Source organism: Kribbella albertanoniae (assembly GCF_004348455.1).
Lineage (GTDB): Bacteria > Actinomycetota > Actinomycetes > Propionibacteriales > Kribbellaceae > Kribbella > Kribbella albertanoniae.
This window is the reverse complement of record NZ_SMKA01000097.1, coordinates 1-19,732: the sequence shown is the minus strand read 5'-3', so window position 1 is coordinate 19,732 and position 19,732 is coordinate 1. Positions and strand designations below refer to the sequence as shown.

Genomic DNA, 19,732 nt, shown 5'->3' with positions numbered 1-19,732 from the left:
CAGCATCCAGGAGGGCGAGAGACACCGTGTCGAACCAGACCGTCAGTCCTGGTGCACTGCTCGCCGGGCGGTACCGGATCGCCGAGCTACTCGCGGAGATCGACGGTGCACGGGTGTGGCGGGCCGTGGACGAGGTGCTCAGCCGAGCGGTCGTCGTCGATGTCCTACCGGTAGGCGACCCGCGGACCAACCTGCTGTTCGACGCCGCGCGGCGGGCCGCCGCAGCGGCCGACCCACGCTTCCTGCGGGTGCTGGACTGCGACATGTTCGAAGGCGTCACGTACTGCGTGCGCGAGTGGGCCGGTGGTCGTCCGCTGGAGCGGATGCTCGCCAGCGGACCGCTGACCGGTCAGCAGGCCGGCTGGCTGGCCCGCGAGGTCTCCGAGGCCCTGGAGCACCTGCACCGCACCGGTCACGCGCACGGCTCGATCAGCCCGTCGACGGTGGTCGTCACCGACGCCGGTGCGATCAAGGTCGTCGGCCTGGCCACCGAGGCCGCCCTGCGGTCCGCCGGTCCTGGCTCGGCCGAACAAGACGTCTACGCGCTCGGCGAGCTGCTCTACGCGTCGCTGACCGGTCGTTGGCCAGGCCCGACCCCGGCCTGGGGCCTACAGCCGGCACCGGTGGAGCACGGTCGGCTGATGAGCCCGCGCCAGGTGCGAGCCGGCGTACCGCGCTCGCTGGACGACATCAGCGACCGGCTGCTGGCCGACCCGCCGCGACACCATGCCCCGCCGATCACGAGCGCCGCCGGTCTGTCCGCAGCTCTGTCCGGAGTCGTCGGCAGCTCGCACGAGCCGCCGAACCAGATGGACGAGACCGTCCAGGTCGCCCGGCAGAACGGCAGCATCGACGACGCCACCCAGGTGGTCCCGCAGGCCCCTCCGCCCGCGCTCGATCCGACCCCACCGGCGTACCAGTCATCCAACGGCCACGCCGAGACCGCGGCGTACTCCCCTGCCGAGGCACGGCCCGCGCGTCGGCAGGCCCCGCCCCCGTCGAACGGGAACGGCGGACGCCGCCGCGCCGACGAGCCGAAGCGGAAGGGCTCGTGGGGCGGCCGGATCCTGATCCTGCTCGCCATCCTGGCGCTGCTCTCGGTGGTCGCGATGGCGCAGTTCCTGCTCAAGGGCGCGATGAACAACGACCAGACCGACGACCCCGGCACCGGTGGCCAGCCCACCCAGTCGACCAGCAGCAAGCCGCCGGCGACCGGAGCGGCTGCCAAGATCGTCAACGCCAAGGACTTCGACCCGGAGCCCGCCGGTAACGGCGAGGAGCACCCCGAGGACGTCAAGAACACCTACGACGGCAAGACCAGTACGAACTGGAAGACCATGTCGTACAAGGGCAAGCCCAACTTCGGTGGTCAGAAGCCCGGCGTCGGCATTATCTACGACCTCGGCGCGCTGACGCCGGTGTCGAAGGTGGTCGTCACGCTCGAGGGTGACGAGACCAGCCTGGAGATCAGGGTTCCGAAGGGTGACGACAAGTCCACGTCGCCGTCGGCCGTGAACGGCTGGGAGCCGATCGCCACCGAGGCGGACCAGCCCGAGGGCGCGGTGACGCTGACCCCGTCGGCACCGACCGAGACGCGGTACGTGCTGGTCTGGCTGACCAAGGTCCCGAAGGTCGACGGCGGTTACAAGGGCACGATCTCGGAGGTCTCGATCCAGAAATGACGGCACATCTGGATTCGGGGACGAACCCATCGGCACAGCTCCCCCGGATCGGCCTCGACGAACCCGTTCACCCGGGCGGGCCGGTCGGGTACGACCAGCTGGACGACCACGAACTGCTTCGGCTGCACGTGGCCGGCAACCCGGACACGTTCGGGATCCTGGTCAAGCGGCACCGCGATCGGATGTGGGCGGTCGCGATCCGCACCCTCGGCGAGCCCGAGGAGGCGGCCGACGCGCTGCAGGAGGCGTTCATCTCGGCCTTCCGCCGGGCCGACTCCTTCCGCGGTGACGCCAAGGTGACCACCTGGCTGCACCGGATCGTGGTGAACGCCTGCCTGGACCGGATCCGCCGCCGGCAGGTCCGCCAGGCCGACCCGCTGCCGGAGGACGAGGACCGCGCAGCCGAGCTGGCCGGACCGGTCGAAGAGGACGCCGCCGAGGTGCGGGAGCGCCGGCTCGACGTACTGAACGCGCTCAAGCAGATCAACTCCGACCAGCGCAGCGCGCTCGTACTGGTCGACATGGAGGGCTACTCGATCGAGGAGGCGGCCGCGATCCTTGGCTGCGCTCCTGGGACGGTGAAATCGCGCTGTGCCCGCGGCCGGGCCCGGCTGCTGCCGTTGCTGCGGCACTGGCAGACCACTCGGGGCGGTAGTGACGACTCCGATCTGCCGTCGAAAACTGCCGCCGAAAGCGTGGGAACCGAATGACCGGCCCGGCCGTCGTAGCGGAGTCGCCTGGGGTTCGCCCCGACTTCGGCGGCCCGATTGCCGACGTCTTCGACCGGAGTACTCCACCGATGACCACCACGCGCGCCTCTCGGGGCACGTCCCGTCTGGGGGCGAGTTCACGATGACCGAATCCGGTCTGCCGACCAGCGAACATCTCGAGCACCTCGACACCGACACGATTGCCGACCTGCTCGAGAACCTGCTGCCCGCCACTGAGGCGCACAGCGCTCGTGAGCATGTGAAAGCGTGCCCCGACTGTCAGCTCACGTACGACGCGCTGCTGGAGCTCTCCGAGGACCTTGCCGACGAGGGCCGGGCCGACATCCCGATGCCGGTCGATGTTGCCGAGCACCTCGACGCGGTGATCAGGGCCGAGGCCGTGATGCGGTCATCGACGGTCGGCGTGCACTCGCTGGCGCAGATCCGCGAGGAGCCGCACCGGCACATGCCGAAGCTGTTCGGTGCGGCGGCGGCCGTCGTACTGATCGCGGCGATCGGTGTCGGCGTCGTGATGGCGACCAAGGACCGCGCTGGCGAGAACGCGGCGAACACGAACCCGACAGCCATCCAGCCCACCGGCGTGGTCTCGTTGAGTACGGCGCAGATCGCACCCCAGGTGCAGAAGTGGCTCGAGAACAGCAGCACCCCGCTACTGAACGGGAGCGCTGCCGAGCTCACCTGTGCCAGGACCTTCGCCGCCGCCCGGCCGAATCCGGTGGTCCGGCTGGTCCAACCGGCCAAGGTCGACGGCACCCGCGCGACCGTGATCGGTCTGCAGGGCGGTTCGCCCCGTGACATCGAGGTCTACGTGCTGACCGGCTGTGACGGTGGCGGTAGCGCCGGTACGTCGATCTACGACACCACGGTGACTCTCCGAAACCGCTGAGCACCCCTGGTGGGCCAATCACACGTCCACGCCGGGTAATCGGTACCGTGGGAATGGTCGGCCTCACGGATCCGTTGAGTACGACGTACCCGTCTCAACGATTCGAGGAACGCCTGTATGAGCGAGCGTAGCGAGCGAACAAACAAGTCTGCCGACCTGTCGCTCAGACCGGAGCCGAGCGTCAGCGAGGTGGAGGGATGAGCGACTCCGTAGTCCGCAACGTCATCATCGTTGGCTCCGGCCCTGCCGGTTACACGGCCGCCGTGTACGCCGCGCGTGCGCAGCTGGAGCCGCTGGTGTTCGAGGGTTCGGTCACCGCCGGCGGTGCGCTGATGAACACCACCGAGGTGGAGAACTTCCCCGGGTTCGCGCAGGGCATCATGGGCCCGGCGCTGATGGACGAGATGCGCACCCAGGCGGAGCGCTTCGGCGCTGAGCTGATCGCCGACGACATCGTCGCGATGGACCTGACCGGTGAGATCAAGTCGGTCACCGACTCGGCCGGCACCGTCCACCAGGCGCGTTCGGTGATCCTGGCGATGGGTTCGGGCTACCGCAAGCTGGGTATCGAGAACGAGGACCGGATGTCCGGCCACGGCGTCTCGTGGTGTGCGACCTGTGACGGCTTCTTCTTCCGGCAGCAGGAGATCGCGGTCGTCGGTGGTGGTGACTCCGCCATCGAGGAGGCGACCTTCCTGACCCGGTTCGCGTCGAAGGTGACGCTGGTGCACCGTCGCGGTGAGCTGCGCGCCTCGAAGATCATGGCCGAGCGGGCGTTCGCGAACGACAAGATCGACTACGCGTGGAACTCCGAGGTGGCCGAGATCCAGGGCGACGAGAAGCTGACCGGCGTCGTACTGCGCGACACCGAGACCGGCGAGACCCGGCAGCTGCCGGTCACCGGCCTCTTCATCGCGATCGGTCACGACCCGCGGTCGGAGCTGATCCACGGCCAGATTCGCCTGGACGAGGAAGGGTACGTGCTGACCCGTGAGGGCAGCACGGAGACCAACCAGCCGGGTGTCTTCGCGGCCGGTGACCTGGTCGACCACACCTACCGGCAGGCGATCACCGCGGCCGGCAGCGGTTGTGCCGCGGCCCTGGACGCCGAGCGCTTCCTGGCCAGCATGGAGTTCGAGCACACCGTGGCGGCTGCGGCCGCTACCGAATCCGTCACCGTCTGACCATTCACATAAAGAGCTGGCACTACCATCCCTGAAGGAGATATCGCCGTGGGCGAGAAGATGAACGCCGTCACCGACGCCGAGTTCGACCAGACCGTGCTGAAGAGCGACAAGCCGGTCCTGGTCGACTTCTGGGCCGAGTGGTGCGGTCCGTGCCGCCAGGTCTCGCCGATCCTGGAGGAGCTGAACCAGGACCACGGGGACAAGCTGACCTTCCTGAAGATGAACGTCGACGAGAACCCGGTCACCCCGAGCAACTACCGTGTTACCGGTATCCCTACCATCAACGTCTACGTGAACGGTGAGCTCGCGAAGTCCATCGTCGGCGCGAAGCCGAAGGCGGCACTGCTGAAGGAGCTCGCCGACTTCACGGCGTGATTCTCGTGAGGTAGGACACCGTCCGCCACGGCTAGGAGTGATTTATGGCAGGCCCGCACGGCGTGTACCGGATCGGCGACAGCGGTGAGGCGGTGGCCGAGATCATCGGCAAGCTTCAGCGACTGGGGCTGCTGACCGGCGGTCATGACGTCTACGACGAAGCGACCGCCCACGCTGTCCGGGGCTTCCAGCAGCAACGCGGGCTGATGATCGACGGAATCGTCGGCCCGCAGACCTACCGCGCGATCGACGACGCGCGTTGGCGACTGGGTGACCGGCTGCTGACGTTCGTCGTCTCGCACCCGCTGACCGGGGACGACGTACTGGCGCTGCAGGCCAAGCTGCAGGAGCTCGGGTTCGCCGTCGCCCGGATCGACGGCATCTTCGGACCGGACACCCAGCGCGCGGTGACCGAGTTCCAGCGCAACATGGGCCTGCCCGCGGACGGGACCTGTGGCCCGTCGACGTTCAAGGCACTCCAGCGGATCAAGCCGATGGCAACCGGCGGACGCCCGGACGCCCTGCGCGCCTCGGAGGCCGTCCGCGCCGCCGGACCGCGCCTGTCCGGCAAGACGGTGGTGATCGACCCGGGCCACGGCGGCTTCGACTACGGCTGGGAGGGCTACGGGCTGCGCGAGTCCGACATCGCCTACGACCTGGCCGCGCGGATCGAAGGCCGGCTCGGAGCAACCGGCGTACGGGCGTATCTCTCCCGCGGCCGGGACCAGGGCCCTGACGAGCTGGCCCGAGCCGCGTTCGCGAACGAGACAGACGCCAATCTGTGCGTCTCCCTGCACACCGACGGCTCCGCGAACCCCGACGCCCAGGGCGTAGCGACGTACTTCTACGGCAACGACCTGCACGGCGCCTCGTCCAGCGTCGGCGAGCAGTTCGCCGGCCTCGTCCAGCGCGAGATCGTAGCCCGCACCGACCTCCTCAACTGCCGCACCCACGCCAAAACCTGGGACCTCCTCCGCCGCACCAAGATGCCCGCGGTCCGCCTCGAGATCGGCTACGTCACCAACCCACACGACTCCGCCCGCCTCGCCGACGCCGCCTTCCGCGACGTCATAGCCGAAGCCATCGTGGTCGCCATCCAGCGCGTCTACCTCCCCCCGGAACAAGACGCCGCCACCGGCATGCTCCGCTTCGGCCAACTCACCGTCTAGTACGACGGCAGTTGCCCGGCTCGCCGGTTCAGTTGGGGGGTTTGGGGAGGTAGCCGGTGCGGGCGAAGTAGTCGAGGTAGAGGGTGAAGAGGTTGCCGTCGAGGGGTTTGGTGGCGGCGAGGGTGGTGGTGAAGGTCAGGTTGCTCCAGCCGTGGCCGGTCATCTCGGTGATGAAGATGTCGAGGACTGGGGCGGCGGCGTTGCCTGGGCGGTGGCGGATGAGGTCGGCCCAGGCTTCGATGGGAAGGCCGGCGAGTGGGTAGCCCGCCGTGCGTAGGTGTTCGGCGATGGCCTCGAAGCTGGTGCGATGCGGGTTGGTGAGGTGCAGGACCTTCCCGGGCTCGGCGTCGGCGATGGCTTGGGTGACGTGGTCGACCGGAACGATGTCGTAGGTGGCGTTGACGCCGGTCGGGATGACACCGGCCTGGATGCAACCTTTGAGGATCTGCCAGAGCAGGTCGCGTGTCTGGCAAGCGCCGGTGCGGGTGTGCCCGAGGATGCGGGGCAGGCGGTGGATCGCCGTCGGTAGACCGCGCTGGTCAGCTTGGCTGACGAGGTGTTCCGCCGCCCACTTGGTCTGGGCGTAGCCGCCGCGTAGGGCCGGGGCCGGGCCGGGTGGGTCAGCCGGAGTGATCGGGCCGCCGTGGGCGGGTGGCTGTGCGAACACCTCGATGGTCGAGATGTGGTGGAAGGTCGAGGGTCGGTGCCGCGCGGCCAGGCGGAGTGCTTCCTGGGTGCCACCGACGTTGGCGGCTTGTAGCGCGGAGTATGGATGGACAGCGCTGACGTGGGCGCCGCAGTGATAGATCGTGTCGACAGTGGCGGCGAGGTAGTCGAAGTGAGCCTCGGTCAGCCCCAGCAACGGTTGGGTCAGGTCGCCAGGATGCACGCGGACCGCCTCATCGAGGTCGTCGCTCCACAGCTCGTATGCGTCCATCGCGCTTCGGAGGCGGCGGCCGGCCGTCATAGGATCGTCACCGCGGACCAGGCAGTGGACGGTGTAGCCGCGGTCAGCCAGTTCGCGAACGAGGAAGGCGCCGACGAAGCCGGTCGCGCCCGTGACCAGGCATTCGGTGCCGCTCCGCAAGGTGCCGTCGGCCGGAACGATGTCAGAGGCAAGCAGTACGGCGAGATCGGGTCGCTGCTCGGGTTCGCTGGTGCCCGACAGCAGTTCGTGCAGATGGCCGGCGAGTTTGCGAGGCGTTGGGTGCTGGAAGGTCGCGGTGACGGTCAGCCGGATTCCGGTGAGCGTGTGCAGGCGGCCGAGCAGTCCGGCCGCGGCCAGGGAGTCGATGCCCGCGTCGGGGAAGCGCTGGTCGGCCTCGACCGGCTCGAAGGTGCCGAGAACCATCGCGGCTTGGACACAGACCGCGCTCAGCAAATCCTCCAGGGTCTCGAGACGCTCGCCCACCGGCAACGCAGCGGCAGCCTCAGGTGCGGGGTCGGGCAACGCGTTGCGATCGAGTTTGCCGTTCGGGGTCTCAGGCAATGCGTCCAGCTCGACGAGGACCGCAGGGACCATGTACGCCGGCAACCTGGAGCGCAGGGTTTCCCGGAGCGCGGTCAGATCCTGGCCGGCGGGAGTGAGGTAGCCGACGAGGCGGTCCGCGCGGACGACGACGGCCGCGTTCCGGACGGCCGGTACCTCGCGAAGGACGGCTTCGATCTCACCGGGTTCGATCCGGTGGCCGTGGAGCTTGATCTGGTGGTCGGAGCGGCCGAGGCATTCCAGGGTTCCGCCGGGCAGCCGCCGTACAAGATCTCCGGTGCGGTAGAGGTTGCCGGTGCCGAACGGATTGGGGACGAAGCGCTCGGCGGTCAGGTCCGGCCGGTTGCGGTACCCGCTCGCCACGCCGTCTCCGCCGATGAACAGCTCGCCAGGAACGCCCAACGGCAGCCGCCGCAACTGCGGGTCGAGGACGTGGCACGTCGTGTTGGCGATCGGTCGTCCGATGGTGATGGCGGCACCGGACCGGACCTGTGCGGCAGTGGACCAGATGGTCGTTTCGGTAGGCCCGTACAGATTCCACACGGTGTCCGCGCGCTCTAGCAGCGCTTCGGCGAGATCGGCAGGCAAGGCTTCCCCACCGCAGAGGACCCGCAGTCCGCGCGTGCCTTGCCAACCGGCGTCGATCAGCATCCGCCACGTGACGGGAGTGGCCTGCAGAACGGTCGCTCCGCTGGCGTCCAGCAGATCGCGCAGTGCAGGTCCGTCACCGACGACTCCCGCCGGCGCGATCTCGACGGTCCCGCCGGTGATCAGGGGCAGGAACAGTTCCAGGCCGGCGATATCGAAGCAGATGGTGGTGATGGCGAGGCACTTGTCGGCAGCGGTGAACCCAGGAGCGTCGGCCATCGAGCAGAGGAAGTTCGTCAGTCCGCGATGTGTGACCTGGACGCCCTTGGGACGCCCGGTCGACCCGGACGTGTAGATGACGTAGGCCAGGTCATCGGCCTGGCCCGGCGGGGAGACGAACGGTACGGCGGGTAGCGAGCTCCGATCGACAATCACCTTGGGGCCGGACGCGTTGTGCTCCAGGCTCGCCTGGGTAATCAGAAGCGTGACGTCGGCATCGGTGAGCATGTAGGCGATCCGTGCAGCGGGGTAGACCGGATCGAGTGGCACGTAGGCCGCGCGCACTTTCCACACCGCCAGCAGGCTCACCAGCAGATCGGCCGAGCGCTCCAGGTACACGCCGACTCTGTCGCCGGGCCCGACGCCTCGATCCGCCAGCAGTGCTGCCAGCTGACCACTGCGTTCATCCAGCTCACCGTAGGTCAGCGAGTGTCCGCCAAAGACCACGGCGATGCTCTCCGGGTGCGCCTCGGCCCGCTGCGCGAAGAGGTCGTGCGTGCGAAGGTGACGCGGGTACTCCGTCCGCGTCGCCGCATCCTCGGCCTGCAGCTTCTGCACCGTCGCGGCCGACACCAACATCGGAAGGCCGGTGTCGACAGCCGCACAGTACGTCGCGAAGTCGTCCGCCAGGTGTGGGTTGTCGGCCAGCCAAGTGCAGGCACCGTCACGGACCCGGATCACCAGCTCCGTACCGGGAGGTGGTGCGGACGCGGTTCCGACCTCGAGCAGCACTGGCAGGCGTGGTTCGACCAGTGCCGGCTGGCGGACCAGTAGATCTCGCAGGTAGCCGGTGCGGACCTGTTGGCCGGTTCGGAGCGGCACCACCTCCGACAGCAGACCATGCGCCGGTGCACGGAGCCCGATGTCGAAAGCTTCTTCGCCGGTCAGCTCGCTCAGGTACGCCATGACTGCGTCGACCAACTGGTCGTCGGTCATCCCAGCCGGCACCTTGCTCTGGTGCGCGTCGCCAAGCTTGCTCAGCCCTTGCAGCGGTCGCAGCTCCTGCAGGCGCCGCCGCCAGAACGGCTCGTGCTGCAGGCCGGTGCGCTCTGCCTGGATCGAGGCCTCGTCGGGCTCCGGCAACACCACACCGGCTCGCAGGTGATGCGGCCCGACCTCCACCAGAAGATCGCCCGCACCGGTCGCGACTCGCAACGTGGTCTCGTCCATGGCCACCACGGTTCCCGGCGCTTCGCCGGATGACAGCTCGAAGACCTGCGCACGCCGTACCAGCAACCAACCCTCTGCCGTCCTTACCCTGCACAGACCGAAGCGATTCGGTCCGGAGCCGAAGTCCGTTGCCCGGACCAGAGCGTCCAGCTCGACCGCAGTGCGCTGCCAGGACAGCATCAGCCCAGGACGATCCAGCCGGCCGTGATAGGTGCGCTCGGTCAGATCCTGCGGAGTGCGGTGCTCCTGCCCCGCGGCCAGCTCATCCACCAGCGTGGTGAACGATTCCAGGCCCGCCTGCCAACACTTCAGATTCAGTGAATGGCTGGTCTCGTCCTCGGCAACCGCGAAGGATCGCTGGACCAGGACATCGCCGGCATCCGCGTCCTGCGTCATCACATGCCAGGTCACTCCGTGCTCGGTCCGACGGTCGGCGACCGCCCACGCGGCGGCGTTGACGCCCGCATCCCGGGGCAGCAGCGCGTCGTGGAAGTTGATTGCCAACCGCAACGGCATGGCGAGTACGTCGGGTGGCAGGATCCGGAGGTGAACCACGCTGAACAAGATGTCGAACGGCTCATCGGGGCTCAGTGACTCCGCCACGGCGAAGCCACGAGCAGCGGCCAGCTCCCGAACCTCGCGGACCGCGGACACCACCCCACAGACCCGGTGCCCCCGCTCGGCCAGCACCGAAGCGCATTCCACCACCAGTGAGTTCCCGCCGATCAGCCACGCGGAGAAACCGGTCTTCATCTCTTACCCATCAATCACTCTGAGTTACACAGCGTGGCTGATCGTAGGGATGCGACATCACGCACGCGTCACACCAGGAGCTCAGCTGTAGACGGGCAGCTCGATCGCGCGGGCGGCGTCGTGGATGGGCTGGGTCATCTTGGCGACGAGCGCGTCCTTCATCGGTAGCTTGGGGAGAACGCGCAGGACCATTGCGCCGACCCAGCTCTGCAGGGGGCTTTTGGAGATCATCCGGCCTAGGTTGTCTCGGCCGAGCTTGAGGTTGCGTTCGACGTACGGCCGCATTAGTTGCTCGTACGTCGCGAACGCGTGCGCGGGCTCGGATCGGGACAGCTCGCCGGCGAGGACGTAGGCGCCGACCAGCGCGAGGCTGGTGCCTTGGCCGGAGGCGAAGGACGGACAGTACGCCGCGTCGCCGACCAGGCCGACCCGATCGACGGCGTACCGGTCGAGGTGCACCTGGCTGACGGTGTCGAAGTAGAAGTCGTCGGAGACCGCGACCGCATCGAGAAGTCGATCGGTCTCCCAGCCCGCGCCACGGAAGGTCGTGTTGAGGATCTCCAGCTCGCGGCCGGCGTACTTCTGGTCAGCACCGAAGAGGAAGAGCACCTTGGCATCGGCGCTCCGGCCGGTGCTGTAGAGGTTCACCGTCCGGCCGGGGACCGAGTAGATCAGCTCCCAGCGGTCGAGCTCAAGGTGGTTGGGGACGGTCGCGATCGCCACCAGATGGTCGAGGTCGTGCACCACGTCGCCACCGAACGCCAGTCGGCGAACCGTCGAGTGCAACCCGTCCGCGCCGATCACCAGGTCAAAGGTCTCCGGCTCGGCGTGCTCGAAGCTCACCGCGCCGGTGGCCGGATCCAGTTCCACGATGGTGTCGCCGAAGCGATAGTCGACGGTCGCCCGCGTCTCGTCGTACAGGAGTTGGCTGAGGTCGCCGCGCATCACCTCGAGGTCGGCCTCGCCGCGGCCCATGAAGAGGTCAGCCCGGACGTCGACCAGCCGGCGCCCGGCGCTGTTCACGAACGACATGAATCGCATGTCGGTCTCCAGCCCGGTCAGGCGATCCTTCAGGCCCATTCGCTCGACCACATCCAGTGCGGCGCCGCGGATGTCGATCTTGTAGCCGCCCTGCCGCAGCGCGGGCGCGCGCTCGACGACGGTCACCTCGAAGCTGTACCTGTGCAGCCACCAAGCCAGCGCGGGCCCGGCGATACTCGCACCGACGATCAGGACTCTCCTCATTGTCCGAGGAAAGCATCCGGCACCTGTCAGGGATCTGCCATGGTCAATCGGTGACGACACAACTACCCTGGGCGGCGAGATTCCGACCTGGGGGTTGCCATGCTCCGCCTGCTCGGCAGTATCTGTGTCCTGGCCGCGTTCCTCACCTCGACGCCACCTGCGCACGCCGCCGAGGCCGGTCGCCTGGTGGCGGTGACCGACCAGGACTACGACAACCCGTCGGCCGCGCGGATCCGGTTGATGGATCCGGCGGTGGCCAACTGGGGTACGGCGGCCGCGCAGAAGTGGACGTGGTCACCGACGAGCGCCAACGGCTTCGCCGGCCTGACCGGCGCCTGGGGACTGCCGACCGACGTGAAGCTGCGGATGAAGGCTGAGGCGTACGTGGCGGTGGTGTCGGATTCCCGCGGGCTCGCCGCGCTGATCGGCTATCCGAGCGGTCAGCGACTGTGGGCGGTCAACGTCGGATCGGCCAACAACCCGCACAGCGTCGAGCTACTGCCGGACGGAAACGTAGCCGTTGCCGCCAGCAACGGTGGCTTCATCCGCGTCTACACCGCCTCGCAGGGCTCGTCGTCCGCGAGCTACGCCAGCTATCCGCTGCCCGACGCGCATGGCGTGCAGTGGGATCCGGCGCGACAGGTGCTCTGGGTGCTGGGTGGCAGCAAGCTGGCCGCCCTCAAGATCACCGGTACGACGGCCGCGCCGATCCTGACCGAAGTGTCGATGGTCCCGGGGCTGACCGCTGGTGGCCACGATCTCGCGCCGGCCCTGGAGGACCACGATCGACTGTGGGTCTCAACCGGCTCGAAGGTCTACCAGGTGAGCAAGTCAGCCGGGGCGATCGTGGCGACGTTCGACCAGGCCGGGATCAAGAGCGTCAGCAGCATGCCGAACGCGCAGCAGATTCGGACCAGCCCGAAGGCCGGGTGCCGGACCAGTTGGTGCACCGACACGGTCAACTTCGCCGTACCGGCGGCTACGCGCACGATTCCTGGGGCCGAAATCTACAAGGCCCGTGTGTGGAGTTCTAGGTATGAGTAGACTGCCTACATGAAGGCGGATGTTCTGCGTGGGCACCTGGACCCGATGATCCTGGCGGTCGTCGAGCACGACCCGCTGCACGGCTACGCGATCATGGAAGCGCTGCTCGAACGCAGCGGCGGCGCGCTCGATCTGCCGACCGGCACGCTGTACCCGGCGCTGCGCCGGCTGGAGCGGGCCGGCTACCTGGCCAGCGAGTGGCAGACGGTCGGCGGACGAAAGCGGCGGACGTACCAGCTGACCCCGGCCGGGAAGAAGATGCTTGCCTCCGGCAAGGAAGAGTGGCTGAGCTTCCGGACCGTGGTGGAAGGCGTCCTACGCCCGAACGAGGCGTAGCCCGCGGTACGCCTGGAGTGCCACCACGGCCAGCGGAATGAGCACGAAGGCACTGACCGGGACCACGTCGATGTGACCGACCGGACCGCCCGACTCCACAGTCATCGACACCCCGCCGAGGCTCACGACGGCGGCGCTGATCAGCGCGAACATCGCGATCAGCTGGGTGCCGTGCTGCCGCACGAACGCGAACCGCTGACCGAAGCTGGTGGCCAGGACGGCGAGCACGGCACCGGCGATGGTGGCGCCACCGGTCCATCGGACCAGCCGCTCCAGCAGGATGCTCAACTCGGTCGGCCCGCTGACATCCTGGTTCCACATCCACATCCCGGGCTGCCAGATCAGGGGCTGCAGGATCATCACGCCCAGCAGCAGCGCGGCCGTGTTGCGGGTCTGCGCGACCGACAGCTCTTCCCGGTACGCCGGGACTACCTCGGACAGCTCACCGAAATCCGCGGTCGCCGCCTGTTCGGCCGCCGTACGGTCGAGTCCCTCGGCCTCGAACGCCTCGGTGGCGTCGATCAGGTGGTCGTGCGCTTCGGCGAGCAGGTCGGCCCGCTTCCGGCGTGGGCCGGGCAGGGCCTTGGTCAGACCCACCAAGTAGTCATCGACAGACGTGGACACGTTCATCATTGTCCGTCAGCCGGCGGTTCTTCACGTCGGGGATTTCACTGAGCCGACCCTCGATCGGCGGCGGCTGCGCAGGACGAAGAAGCCGACGTACGAGATCAGGATCAGCGCGAAGCCGACCTTCTCCGCGATCGGTGTGGAACCCTCGGGCCAGATGGTGCCGTCGAGGTAATGGTTGATGTAGCCGCTGGCGTAGACGTCCTCACCACCGCGGCGGAGGAAGTACTTCTCGATGCCGGTGAACGGGCAGTCGAAGTCGATCAGCACGATCAGCACGCTCCAGATCGCAATGGCCAGATGCGCCCAGATCGCCTTGGGCCAGCGCCAGGCCAGGAAGCCGCCGACGACGAAGAACAGCAGGAACGCCGCATGCAGGACCAACATGACGTCGGCCAGCACCCGCCACGCCATGTCAGTGCGTCCTAACGGGCGGCGTGGACTCCCGAACCGTCACCGGCGGCGGCGCGGGCTCCGGCCGGATCGCGCCCATCAGGCGCTCGACCGCGGCCTCCATCTCGCTGCGCCAGGTGATCGCCGACCGCAGATCAAGCCGGAGTCGCGGATTCCGCGGGTGGTCTCGAACCACAGCGAAGCCGACGGCACGGAGGAAGTCGGTCGGCCAGACACAGCCAGGTCCCTGCCAGCGCGAGTCGCCGAACGCCTCGACTGCCCGGAAGCCGCGCTTCAACACGTCCTTCGCGACCGCCTGGACGAGCACCTTGCCGAGCCCGAGCCCGAGGTACCGCGGCAGGATCCGACCGGTCGCCAGTACGACGGCGTCCGGGCTGACCGGCGCGGTCGGGAACGCCTGGATCCGGGGCAGGTACGCCGCCGGGGCGTAGACCGCGAACCCGGCGAGCTCGTCGTCGACGAACAGCACCACCCCGGCCGGTCCCCAGTCGAGCAGGAGCTGGGACAGCCAGGCTTCCTTCTCCAGCGCGGTGTCACCGTTGCGGCCGGCCTGCCGGGCGGCCACCGGGTCGAGCTCCCAGAACACACAGTCACGGCATGGCGCGGGCAGCTCGCCGAGAGTGGCGAGGGTCAGCGGTTCCAGCCGACGAGTCATCAGGACTCCGGATTGCGGACTGTTACGTTCGTCACGTTGCGTGCCCGTCGCCTTAGCGGGTGGCCTCGGCCGGAGCGGGGGCGGGAGGCCGCACGTCCGGGGTCTCTGCCGCCCGGGGGGCGACGTAGCGTTGCTGCACCTTCGCGGCTGGTTGCCGCCGGAAGAGCTCACCGGCGAAGCCGGCCAGCACACCCAGTAGCAGCCCGCCGAGTGTCCAGCCGGCTGCCTTACCCACAGTCATACTCGTCCACCTTCCGCCGTACTGCCCCTATAAGGCATGGTAGTGAGAGGTCGCGCCGTTCCACAGCCCAGGCGCGTTCGGGCTATCGGGGTTAGCCTGGTGACCTTCCCCTCGTAGACCTTTGTGGAGTGGCTCCATGAGCACTGACGTGCCCGATGTCCGGCAGACCCGTCTCGACAACTATGTCGACCGGTACGCAGCACGGACCAAGGGCATGACCGCATCGGAGATCCGCGCACTGTTCTCGGTCGCCAGCCGGCCCGAGGTGGTCTCACTGGCCGGCGGGATGCCGAACATCGCCGGCCTGCCGCTCGACGTGGTCGGCAGCGCGCTCCGCGACCTGGTCATCGACAACGGCGCGGTCGCGATGCAGTACGGCTCCGGCCAGGGCGATCCCGGCCTGCGGGACCAGATCTGCGACGTGATGCGGCTGGAGGGGATCGAGGCCCACCCCGACGACGTCTGCGTGACGGTCGGCAGCCAGCAGGCGGTCGACCTGGTGACGCGGGTGTTCTGCGATCCGGGTGACGTGGTGATCTGCGAAGCGCCGTCGTACGTGGGTGCCCTCGGGGTCTTCCGGGCGTACCAGTGCGAGGTCGTGCACGTGGCGATGGACGACAACGGCGTCGTACCGGAGGCGCTGGAGCAGGCGATCGCGACGGTCCGCGCGGCCGGTAAGAAGATCAAGTTCTTCTACACGATTCCGAACTTCCACAACCCGGCCGGGGTTTCGCTGTCCGACGAGCGGCGGGCGCGGGTGCTGGAGATCTGCCAGCGGGCCAACCTGCTGATCCTCGAGGACAACCCGTACGGCCTGCTCGGGTTCGACGGTGAGCCGCAGCGTGCGTTGCGCGCCGAGGACCGCGAGGGTGTCATCTACCTCGGCTCGTTCTCGAAGACCTTCGCGCCGGGTTTCCGGGTCGGGTGGGTGGTTGCACCCCATGCGGTGCGGGAGAAGCTTGTGCTGGCTCAGGAATCGGCGACGCTGTGTCCGCCGGTGTTCAGTCAGCTGGCCATCTCGTCGTACCTGGCCAGGCACGACTGGCTCGGTCAGGTGAAGCAGTTCCGCGAGATGTACCGCGAGCGCCGGGACGCGCTGCTCGCCGCCCTGACCGAGAAGATGCCGGCGGCAACGACCTGGACGAAGCCCGGTGGTGGCTTCTACGTCTGGCTGACGTTGCCGGAAGGCCTTGATGCCAAGGCGATGCTGCCGCGCGCGGTGACTGCGCGAGTCGCCTATGTGCCTGGTACGGCGTTCTTCGCCGACGGTTTCGGTTCGCAGTGCATGCGGCTGTCGTACTGTCACCCGACGCCGGAGCGGATCACCGAGGGCGTCTCGCGGCTGGCCGCGGTGATCAACGAGGAGCTGGAGCTGCGGCAGACGTTCGGTCCGCTGCAGCCGGGAGCGAGCCACGGCTACGAGGCGCCGGGGCCGGAGCTCAGTTAGCCCTTCCGGGCAAAGGTTTCGCTATGGATCTCCGGGCGACGGGAGATCGTTGATTCGCTAGCGGTACCGTCTCAGTGGGCCTCGGGACCGGCGCCCGCCGGATGTCGCCTTCTAGTGATCGGGAAATGTGTGATGAGTGATCTGGGTCGAGTGCTGGTACTGGCCGGCGGACTGTCGCATGAGCGGGACGTCTCGCTGCGATCGGGCCGCCGGGTCGCCGAAGCCCTGCGCAGTGTGGGGGTCGAGGTCGAGCAGCGGGATGTCGACTCGAGCCTGGTCGACCGCCTGCGCGAAGACACACCGGACGCGATCTTCCCGGTCCTGCACGGCGTGACCGGCGAGGACGGCGCCCTGCGTCAGGTCCTCGACCTGTACGGCGTTCCGTACGTCGGCGCCGACGCGGCCGCGTGCCGGACGGCGTTCGACAAGCCCGTCGCCGCGACCATGGTCGGCAAGGCCGGGCTGTACACGCCGGAGTCCGTTGTCCTCGGCCACGACACCTTCCGCGAGCTGGGTGCCAGTGCGCTGATGGAGGCGGTCGTCCACCAGATCGGTCTGCCGCTCGTTGTGAAGCCGGCCCGCGGTGGCTCGGCGCTCGGTGCGTCGATTGTGCGCTCCGCCGAGGAGCTGCCGTCGGCGATGGTGAACTGCTATGCCTATGGACCGGTTGCGCTGATCGAGCGGTACATCGACGGCATCGAGGTCGCGGTCACGGTGGTCGACGTCGGCGACGGACCGCGGGCACTGCCGGCGGTCGAGATCGTTCCGGACTCGGGGTTCTACGACTACGAGGCGCGGTACACCGCTGGCGCGACGGAGTTCGTCGTACCGGCTCGGTTGGCTCCCGAGGTTGCCGGCGCCTGCGCTGCTGCTGCGGTGACAGCCCATGTGGCACTGGGACTGCGGGACTTGTCGCGGTCGGATCTCGTTGTCGATGCGGACGGCGTGCCGTGGTTCCTGGAGGTCAATGTGGCGCCTGGGATGACCGAGACGTCGTTGGTCCCGCTCGCCGCCGAGGCTGCTGGGATCGAGCTCGGTGTGCTGTGTCGCGACCTGCTGGCTGCGGCCGCGGCTCGTTGAGATGACTCCGGATCGACCTCTGTGGCGTACGGCGCTGGCACCGCGCTGGACGGCATTGCTGCTGCTTGCTCTCGCGATCGCCGGGGTGATGTCTGTACTCGGCGTGTGGCAGCTCGACGTGTACCGGTCGAAGACCGCGGAGGCCACTGCGAAGCAGGCGCTGGCAGCACCGATTCCTTTGCAGTCACTGTTCTCCGTTGACGAAGGACTGCCAGCGAAGGCCGTCGGGCGGCGCGTGACGGTCGCCGGCACCTGGGGTCCCGCTGCCGATCAGGTCTTCATCACCGACCGGCGGAACGGTTCGCAGAACGGCTTCTGGGTGGTCAACCCGGTGATGCTGGACAGCGGCGCAGTGATGGTCGTTCGCGGTTGGGTGGCATCGGTGAACGATCCCGCCGCAGCAGCGCCTTCGGGGCCGGTGCAGTTGTCGGGCTCGGTCGTGGCTTCCGAGGCTGCTGATTCGTCCGGTGATGCGGCGCGCGGGCGGGTGCTTTCTTCGCTGCGGATCCCCACACTCGTGCACATGGTCACCTACCGCCTGTACGACGCCTTCGTCGTACAGACCGCGCTGGATGCGGGGACTGTCCCTTCGCCGGCGCCGACTGCGGTGACACCGCCTGCTCCCCCGACGGATCACGCCGGTCTCCGCAATGTGGCGTATGCCTTCCAGTGGTGGATCTTCGCCGCGTTCACGCTGTGGATGTGGGCCCGGATGGTGCTCGACGCGCACCGCGGTTCGCCCGAAGACGAGCTTCCTGACCAGGACCGGGCGACCGAGCCGGTGGGGTCGAGCGGTACCGTTTCAGCGTGACTTCACCTGCAGACCCCGCCACCGCCAGCTCGCAGCTCACCCCCGCCGTCCGCGGCGCGCTGACCCGCTACCGGGTGATCGCCTACATCGTCGGCGTGATGCTGCTCCTGCTGCTGTTCGTCGCGATGCCGCTGAAGTACCTGGCCGACAACCCTGCTGTCATGAACGTCGTCGGCCCGCTGCACGGCTTCCTGTACGTGGTGTACCTGCTCGCCACCTTCGACCTCTTCCGCCGGGTCCGGTGGACGCTCCCGCGCCTGGTCCTGATGGCCGTCGCCGGGACGATCCCGTTCCTCAGCTTCTACGCCGAGCGCCGGACCACGCACGAGCTGCTCGGCCGCTGAACCCGTTGGGGTGTTCGCGGTGATGGCTCTGCCGTCGGCGGCGTGAACACTCCCCCTTGCTGCGCGACATCACCGCGGCCAATCGGATCAGCTGGAACGCGATCCACGACGATCGTCCTGGCCAGCCGGCAGCCTTCTTCACTGCCGGTGGCTCTACCCTCGGCGCTGACGAGATCGCGGCCGCCGGCGAGGTGAGTGGCCACCGCCTTCTTCACCTCGCCTGCTCCTGCGGCGACGAGGCTCTCTCCTGGGCGACCCTCGGCGCCTCGGTCACCGGCGTCGATATCTCCGAGGTCGCCATCGATCTCGCCTGTGCGAAGTCCGCCCATTCCGGCATCCAGTCGACTTCCGCCGGGCCGACATGTTCGACCTCCCGGCCGATCTGATCGACCTCGACCTGATCCACCTCAGCTGGGGCGCGATCTGCTGGGTCCCCGACCTCACCACCTGGCCGCCATAGTCGCCGAGCGACTCCGCCCCGGTGGCTCAATCCTGCTCGCGGACCACCACTCGATCTGGGAAGTCCTGGCCGTGACCGGCCCCAGCACCCTGACCGTCACCACCGATTGCTTCGGCCGCAGCACTCCACGCTCCACCATCGACAACGCCAAACTCCCCGTCGGCGCCCGCGACACCGAAACCCCGCCGCCCTTCACCGCCTTCGTCTGGCCGCCGTCCGACATCATCACCGCACTCCTCGCGGGCCGGCCTACAGCTCACCCACTTCACCGAGTCCCCGATCGCCGACATGTACGCCGGTCTGGGCGCACCCGCCACCCACCTCCCGGCGACCTACCTCATCCGTGCGACCCGCAATGTTTCACGTGGAACCACGCCGCGTGTCGTCAAGTAGCTTTGTCGACATATCTACCGCTGGCGCCGGATCCCGATATTCCTCTGGGAGCACGATTCTCAGAGCTCAACCAGATCCCCCACCAGAAACTACACCCACCCGCCGGCCCGCAGAATCAACCTCCCAGAGGAATTCCAGCCTCCCCAGAGCCCCGTCAGCCGACAGGCAACCTCCGCCTCAACAGCACCTCCTCCGCTGGGGCCGTCGGTCGAGTCGGCCCGAGCGCCGGCGCGGACGTCTTGACCGTCGGGGACTACCAACGCGCAGATCGTTGCTCACAAACTCCGCGTCCCGGCCGCCACCCCTCAGCCCAATCCCCCCAATCC

At 68.3% G+C, this 19,732-nt stretch carries 19 protein-coding genes; 13 read left to right on the top strand and 6 right to left on the bottom strand.

Annotated features, from left to right (window positions below; all coding sequences use genetic code 11):
* Nucleotides 1-26 precede the first annotated feature (26 nt).
* The 6 genes from E1261_RS21130 (at nt 27) to E1261_RS21105 (ending at nt 6,030) form a co-directional block, all read left to right on the top strand.
* Nucleotides 27-1,682: a protein kinase family protein gene (locus E1261_RS21130; protein WP_132409018.1), complete on the top strand. Its 1,656-nt coding sequence runs from the start codon at nt 27-29 to the stop codon at nt 1,680-1,682.
* Nucleotides 1,679-2,392 carry an RNA polymerase sigma factor SigM gene (gene sigM, locus E1261_RS21125; protein ID WP_238176339.1) on the top strand — a complete coding sequence of 238 codons (714 nt, stop codon included), beginning with the start codon at nt 1,679-1,681 and terminating at the stop codon, nt 2,390-2,392. Before E1261_RS21130 ends, sigM begins: the two co-directional genes overlap by 4 nt.
* 142 nt (nt 2,393-2,534) lie before the next feature.
* Nucleotides 2,535-3,299 carry an anti-sigma factor gene (locus E1261_RS21120; protein WP_132409016.1) on the top strand — a complete coding sequence of 255 codons (765 nt, stop codon included), beginning with the start codon at nt 2,535-2,537 and terminating at the stop codon, nt 3,297-3,299.
* Nucleotides 3,300-3,496: 197 nt separating this feature from the next.
* The gene (gene trxB / locus E1261_RS21115) at nt 3,497-4,483 is read left to right on the top strand and encodes a thioredoxin-disulfide reductase (protein WP_132409014.1); all 987 of its coding nucleotides are present in this window, start codon (nt 3,497-3,499) and stop codon (nt 4,481-4,483) included.
* Nucleotides 4,484-4,543: 60 nt separating this feature from the next.
* On the top strand, nt 4,544-4,861 hold the full coding sequence (trxA, locus tag E1261_RS21110) for a thioredoxin (RefSeq protein ID WP_202874891.1): 318 nt from the start codon (nt 4,544-4,546) through the stop codon (nt 4,859-4,861).
* A gap of 44 nt (nt 4,862-4,905) precedes the next feature.
* The gene (locus tag E1261_RS21105) at nt 4,906-6,030 is read left to right on the top strand and encodes an N-acetylmuramoyl-L-alanine amidase (protein WP_132409010.1); all 1,125 of its coding nucleotides are present in this window, start codon (nt 4,906-4,908) and stop codon (nt 6,028-6,030) included.
* 28 nt (nt 6,031-6,058) lie between these two features.
* On the opposite strand, the gene E1261_RS21100 is transcribed toward E1261_RS21105, so the two are convergent.
* Both E1261_RS21100 and E1261_RS21095 read right to left on the bottom strand, forming a co-directional pair.
* Nucleotides 6,059-10,309 carry an amino acid adenylation domain-containing protein gene (locus E1261_RS21100; protein WP_132409008.1) on the bottom strand — a complete coding sequence of 1,417 codons (4,251 nt, stop codon included), beginning with the start codon at nt 10,307-10,309 and terminating at the stop codon, nt 6,059-6,061.
* A gap of 81 nt (nt 10,310-10,390) precedes the next feature.
* On the bottom strand, nt 10,391-11,554 hold the full coding sequence (locus tag E1261_RS21095; protein ID WP_132409006.1) for an FAD-dependent monooxygenase: 1,164 nt from the start codon (nt 11,552-11,554) through the stop codon (nt 10,391-10,393).
* A gap of 99 nt (nt 11,555-11,653) precedes the next feature.
* On the opposite strand from E1261_RS21095, the gene E1261_RS21090 reads away from it, so the two are divergent.
* Both E1261_RS21090 and E1261_RS21085 read left to right on the top strand, forming a co-directional pair.
* Nucleotides 11,654-12,598: a DUF6528 family protein gene (locus E1261_RS21090; protein WP_132409004.1), complete on the top strand. Its 945-nt coding sequence runs from the start codon at nt 11,654-11,656 to the stop codon at nt 12,596-12,598.
* Nucleotides 12,599-12,607: 9 nt separating this feature from the next.
* Complete coding sequence (locus E1261_RS21085; RefSeq protein WP_132409002.1) at nt 12,608-12,934, top strand: PadR family transcriptional regulator; 327 nt, start codon at nt 12,608-12,610, stop codon at nt 12,932-12,934.
* On the opposite strand, the gene E1261_RS21080 is transcribed toward E1261_RS21085, so the two are convergent.
* From E1261_RS21080 to E1261_RS21065, 4 genes are read right to left on the bottom strand one after another with little or no spacing between them, the layout of a single operon-like run.
* Nucleotides 12,914-13,558, bottom strand: coding sequence for a permease prefix domain 1-containing protein (locus E1261_RS21080; protein WP_132409000.1), 645 nt, complete (start codon nt 13,556-13,558; stop codon nt 12,914-12,916). The genes E1261_RS21085 and E1261_RS21080 overlap by 21 nt on opposite strands.
* A gap of 30 nt (nt 13,559-13,588) precedes the next feature.
* Entirely contained in the window at nt 13,589-13,975 is a 387-nt protein-coding gene (locus E1261_RS21075; protein ID WP_132408998.1) for a DUF2784 domain-containing protein, read from the bottom strand.
* Nucleotide 13,976: 1 nt separating this feature from the next.
* Nucleotides 13,977-14,630, bottom strand: a complete 654-nt coding sequence (locus tag E1261_RS21070) for a GNAT family N-acetyltransferase (protein WP_132408996.1) — start codon at nt 14,628-14,630, stop codon at nt 13,977-13,979.
* Between the two features lie 52 nt (nt 14,631-14,682).
* Nucleotides 14,683-14,871, bottom strand: a complete 189-nt coding sequence (locus E1261_RS21065) for a hypothetical protein (protein ID WP_132408994.1) — start codon at nt 14,869-14,871, stop codon at nt 14,683-14,685.
* Between the two features lie 136 nt (nt 14,872-15,007).
* Here E1261_RS21065 and E1261_RS21060 point away from each other — a divergent pair, with 136 nt between their 5' ends.
* From E1261_RS21060 to E1261_RS46445, 5 genes are all read left to right on the top strand, one after another.
* Nucleotides 15,008-16,318 carry an aminotransferase-like domain-containing protein gene (locus E1261_RS21060; RefSeq protein WP_132408992.1) on the top strand — a complete coding sequence of 437 codons (1,311 nt, stop codon included), beginning with the start codon at nt 15,008-15,010 and terminating at the stop codon, nt 16,316-16,318.
* A gap of 132 nt (nt 16,319-16,450) precedes the next feature.
* Nucleotides 16,451-17,398 carry a D-alanine--D-alanine ligase family protein gene (locus E1261_RS21055; protein ID WP_132408990.1) on the top strand — a complete coding sequence of 316 codons (948 nt, stop codon included), beginning with the start codon at nt 16,451-16,453 and terminating at the stop codon, nt 17,396-17,398.
* 1 nt (nt 17,399) lies between these two features.
* The gene (locus E1261_RS21050; protein ID WP_132408988.1) at nt 17,400-18,209 is read left to right on the top strand and encodes an SURF1 family protein; all 810 of its coding nucleotides are present in this window, start codon (nt 17,400-17,402) and stop codon (nt 18,207-18,209) included.
* Nucleotides 18,206-18,553, top strand: coding sequence for a DUF3817 domain-containing protein (locus E1261_RS21045; RefSeq protein ID WP_132408986.1), 348 nt, complete (start codon nt 18,206-18,208; stop codon nt 18,551-18,553). Before E1261_RS21050 ends, E1261_RS21045 begins: the two co-directional genes overlap by 4 nt.
* Nucleotides 18,554-18,609: 56 nt before the next feature.
* Complete coding sequence (locus E1261_RS46445; protein WP_238176338.1) at nt 18,610-18,939, top strand: class I SAM-dependent methyltransferase; 330 nt, start codon at nt 18,610-18,612, stop codon at nt 18,937-18,939.
* Nucleotides 18,940-19,732 lie beyond the last annotated feature (793 nt).

Coding starts and splice junctions, on each gene's coding strand:
- trxA (WP_202874891.1), top strand. CDS start 4,544: ATGAACGCCGTCACCGACGCCGAGTTCGACCAGACCGTGCTGAAGAGC.
- E1261_RS21075 (WP_132408998.1), bottom strand. CDS start 13,975: ATGGCGTGGCGGGTGCTGGCCGACGTCATGTTGGTCCTGCATGCGGCG.
- E1261_RS21095 (WP_132409006.1), bottom strand. CDS start 11,554: ATGAGGAGAGTCCTGATCGTCGGTGCGAGTATCGCCGGGCCCGCGCTG.
- E1261_RS21065 (WP_132408994.1), bottom strand. CDS start 14,871: ATGACTGTGGGTAAGGCAGCCGGCTGGACACTCGGCGGGCTGCTACTG.
- E1261_RS21055 (WP_132408990.1), top strand. CDS start 16,451: ATGAGTGATCTGGGTCGAGTGCTGGTACTGGCCGGCGGACTGTCGCAT.
- E1261_RS21070 (WP_132408996.1), bottom strand. CDS start 14,630: ATGACTCGTCGGCTGGAACCGCTGACCCTCGCCACTCTCGGCGAGCTG.
- E1261_RS21060 (WP_132408992.1), top strand. CDS start 15,008: ATGAGCACTGACGTGCCCGATGTCCGGCAGACCCGTCTCGACAACTAT.
- E1261_RS21090 (WP_132409004.1), top strand. CDS start 11,654: ATGCTCCGCCTGCTCGGCAGTATCTGTGTCCTGGCCGCGTTCCTCACC.
- E1261_RS21050 (WP_132408988.1), top strand. CDS start 17,400: ATGACTCCGGATCGACCTCTGTGGCGTACGGCGCTGGCACCGCGCTGG.
- trxB (WP_132409014.1), top strand. CDS start 3,497: ATGAGCGACTCCGTAGTCCGCAACGTCATCATCGTTGGCTCCGGCCCT.
- E1261_RS21085 (WP_132409002.1), top strand. CDS start 12,608: ATGAAGGCGGATGTTCTGCGTGGGCACCTGGACCCGATGATCCTGGCG.
- sigM (WP_238176339.1), top strand. CDS start 1,679: ATGACGGCACATCTGGATTCGGGGACGAACCCATCGGCACAGCTCCCC.
- E1261_RS21100 (WP_132409008.1), bottom strand. CDS start 10,309: ATGAAGACCGGTTTCTCCGCGTGGCTGATCGGCGGGAACTCACTGGTG.
- E1261_RS21120 (WP_132409016.1), top strand. CDS start 2,535: ATGACCGAATCCGGTCTGCCGACCAGCGAACATCTCGAGCACCTCGAC.
- E1261_RS21105 (WP_132409010.1), top strand. CDS start 4,906: ATGGCAGGCCCGCACGGCGTGTACCGGATCGGCGACAGCGGTGAGGCG.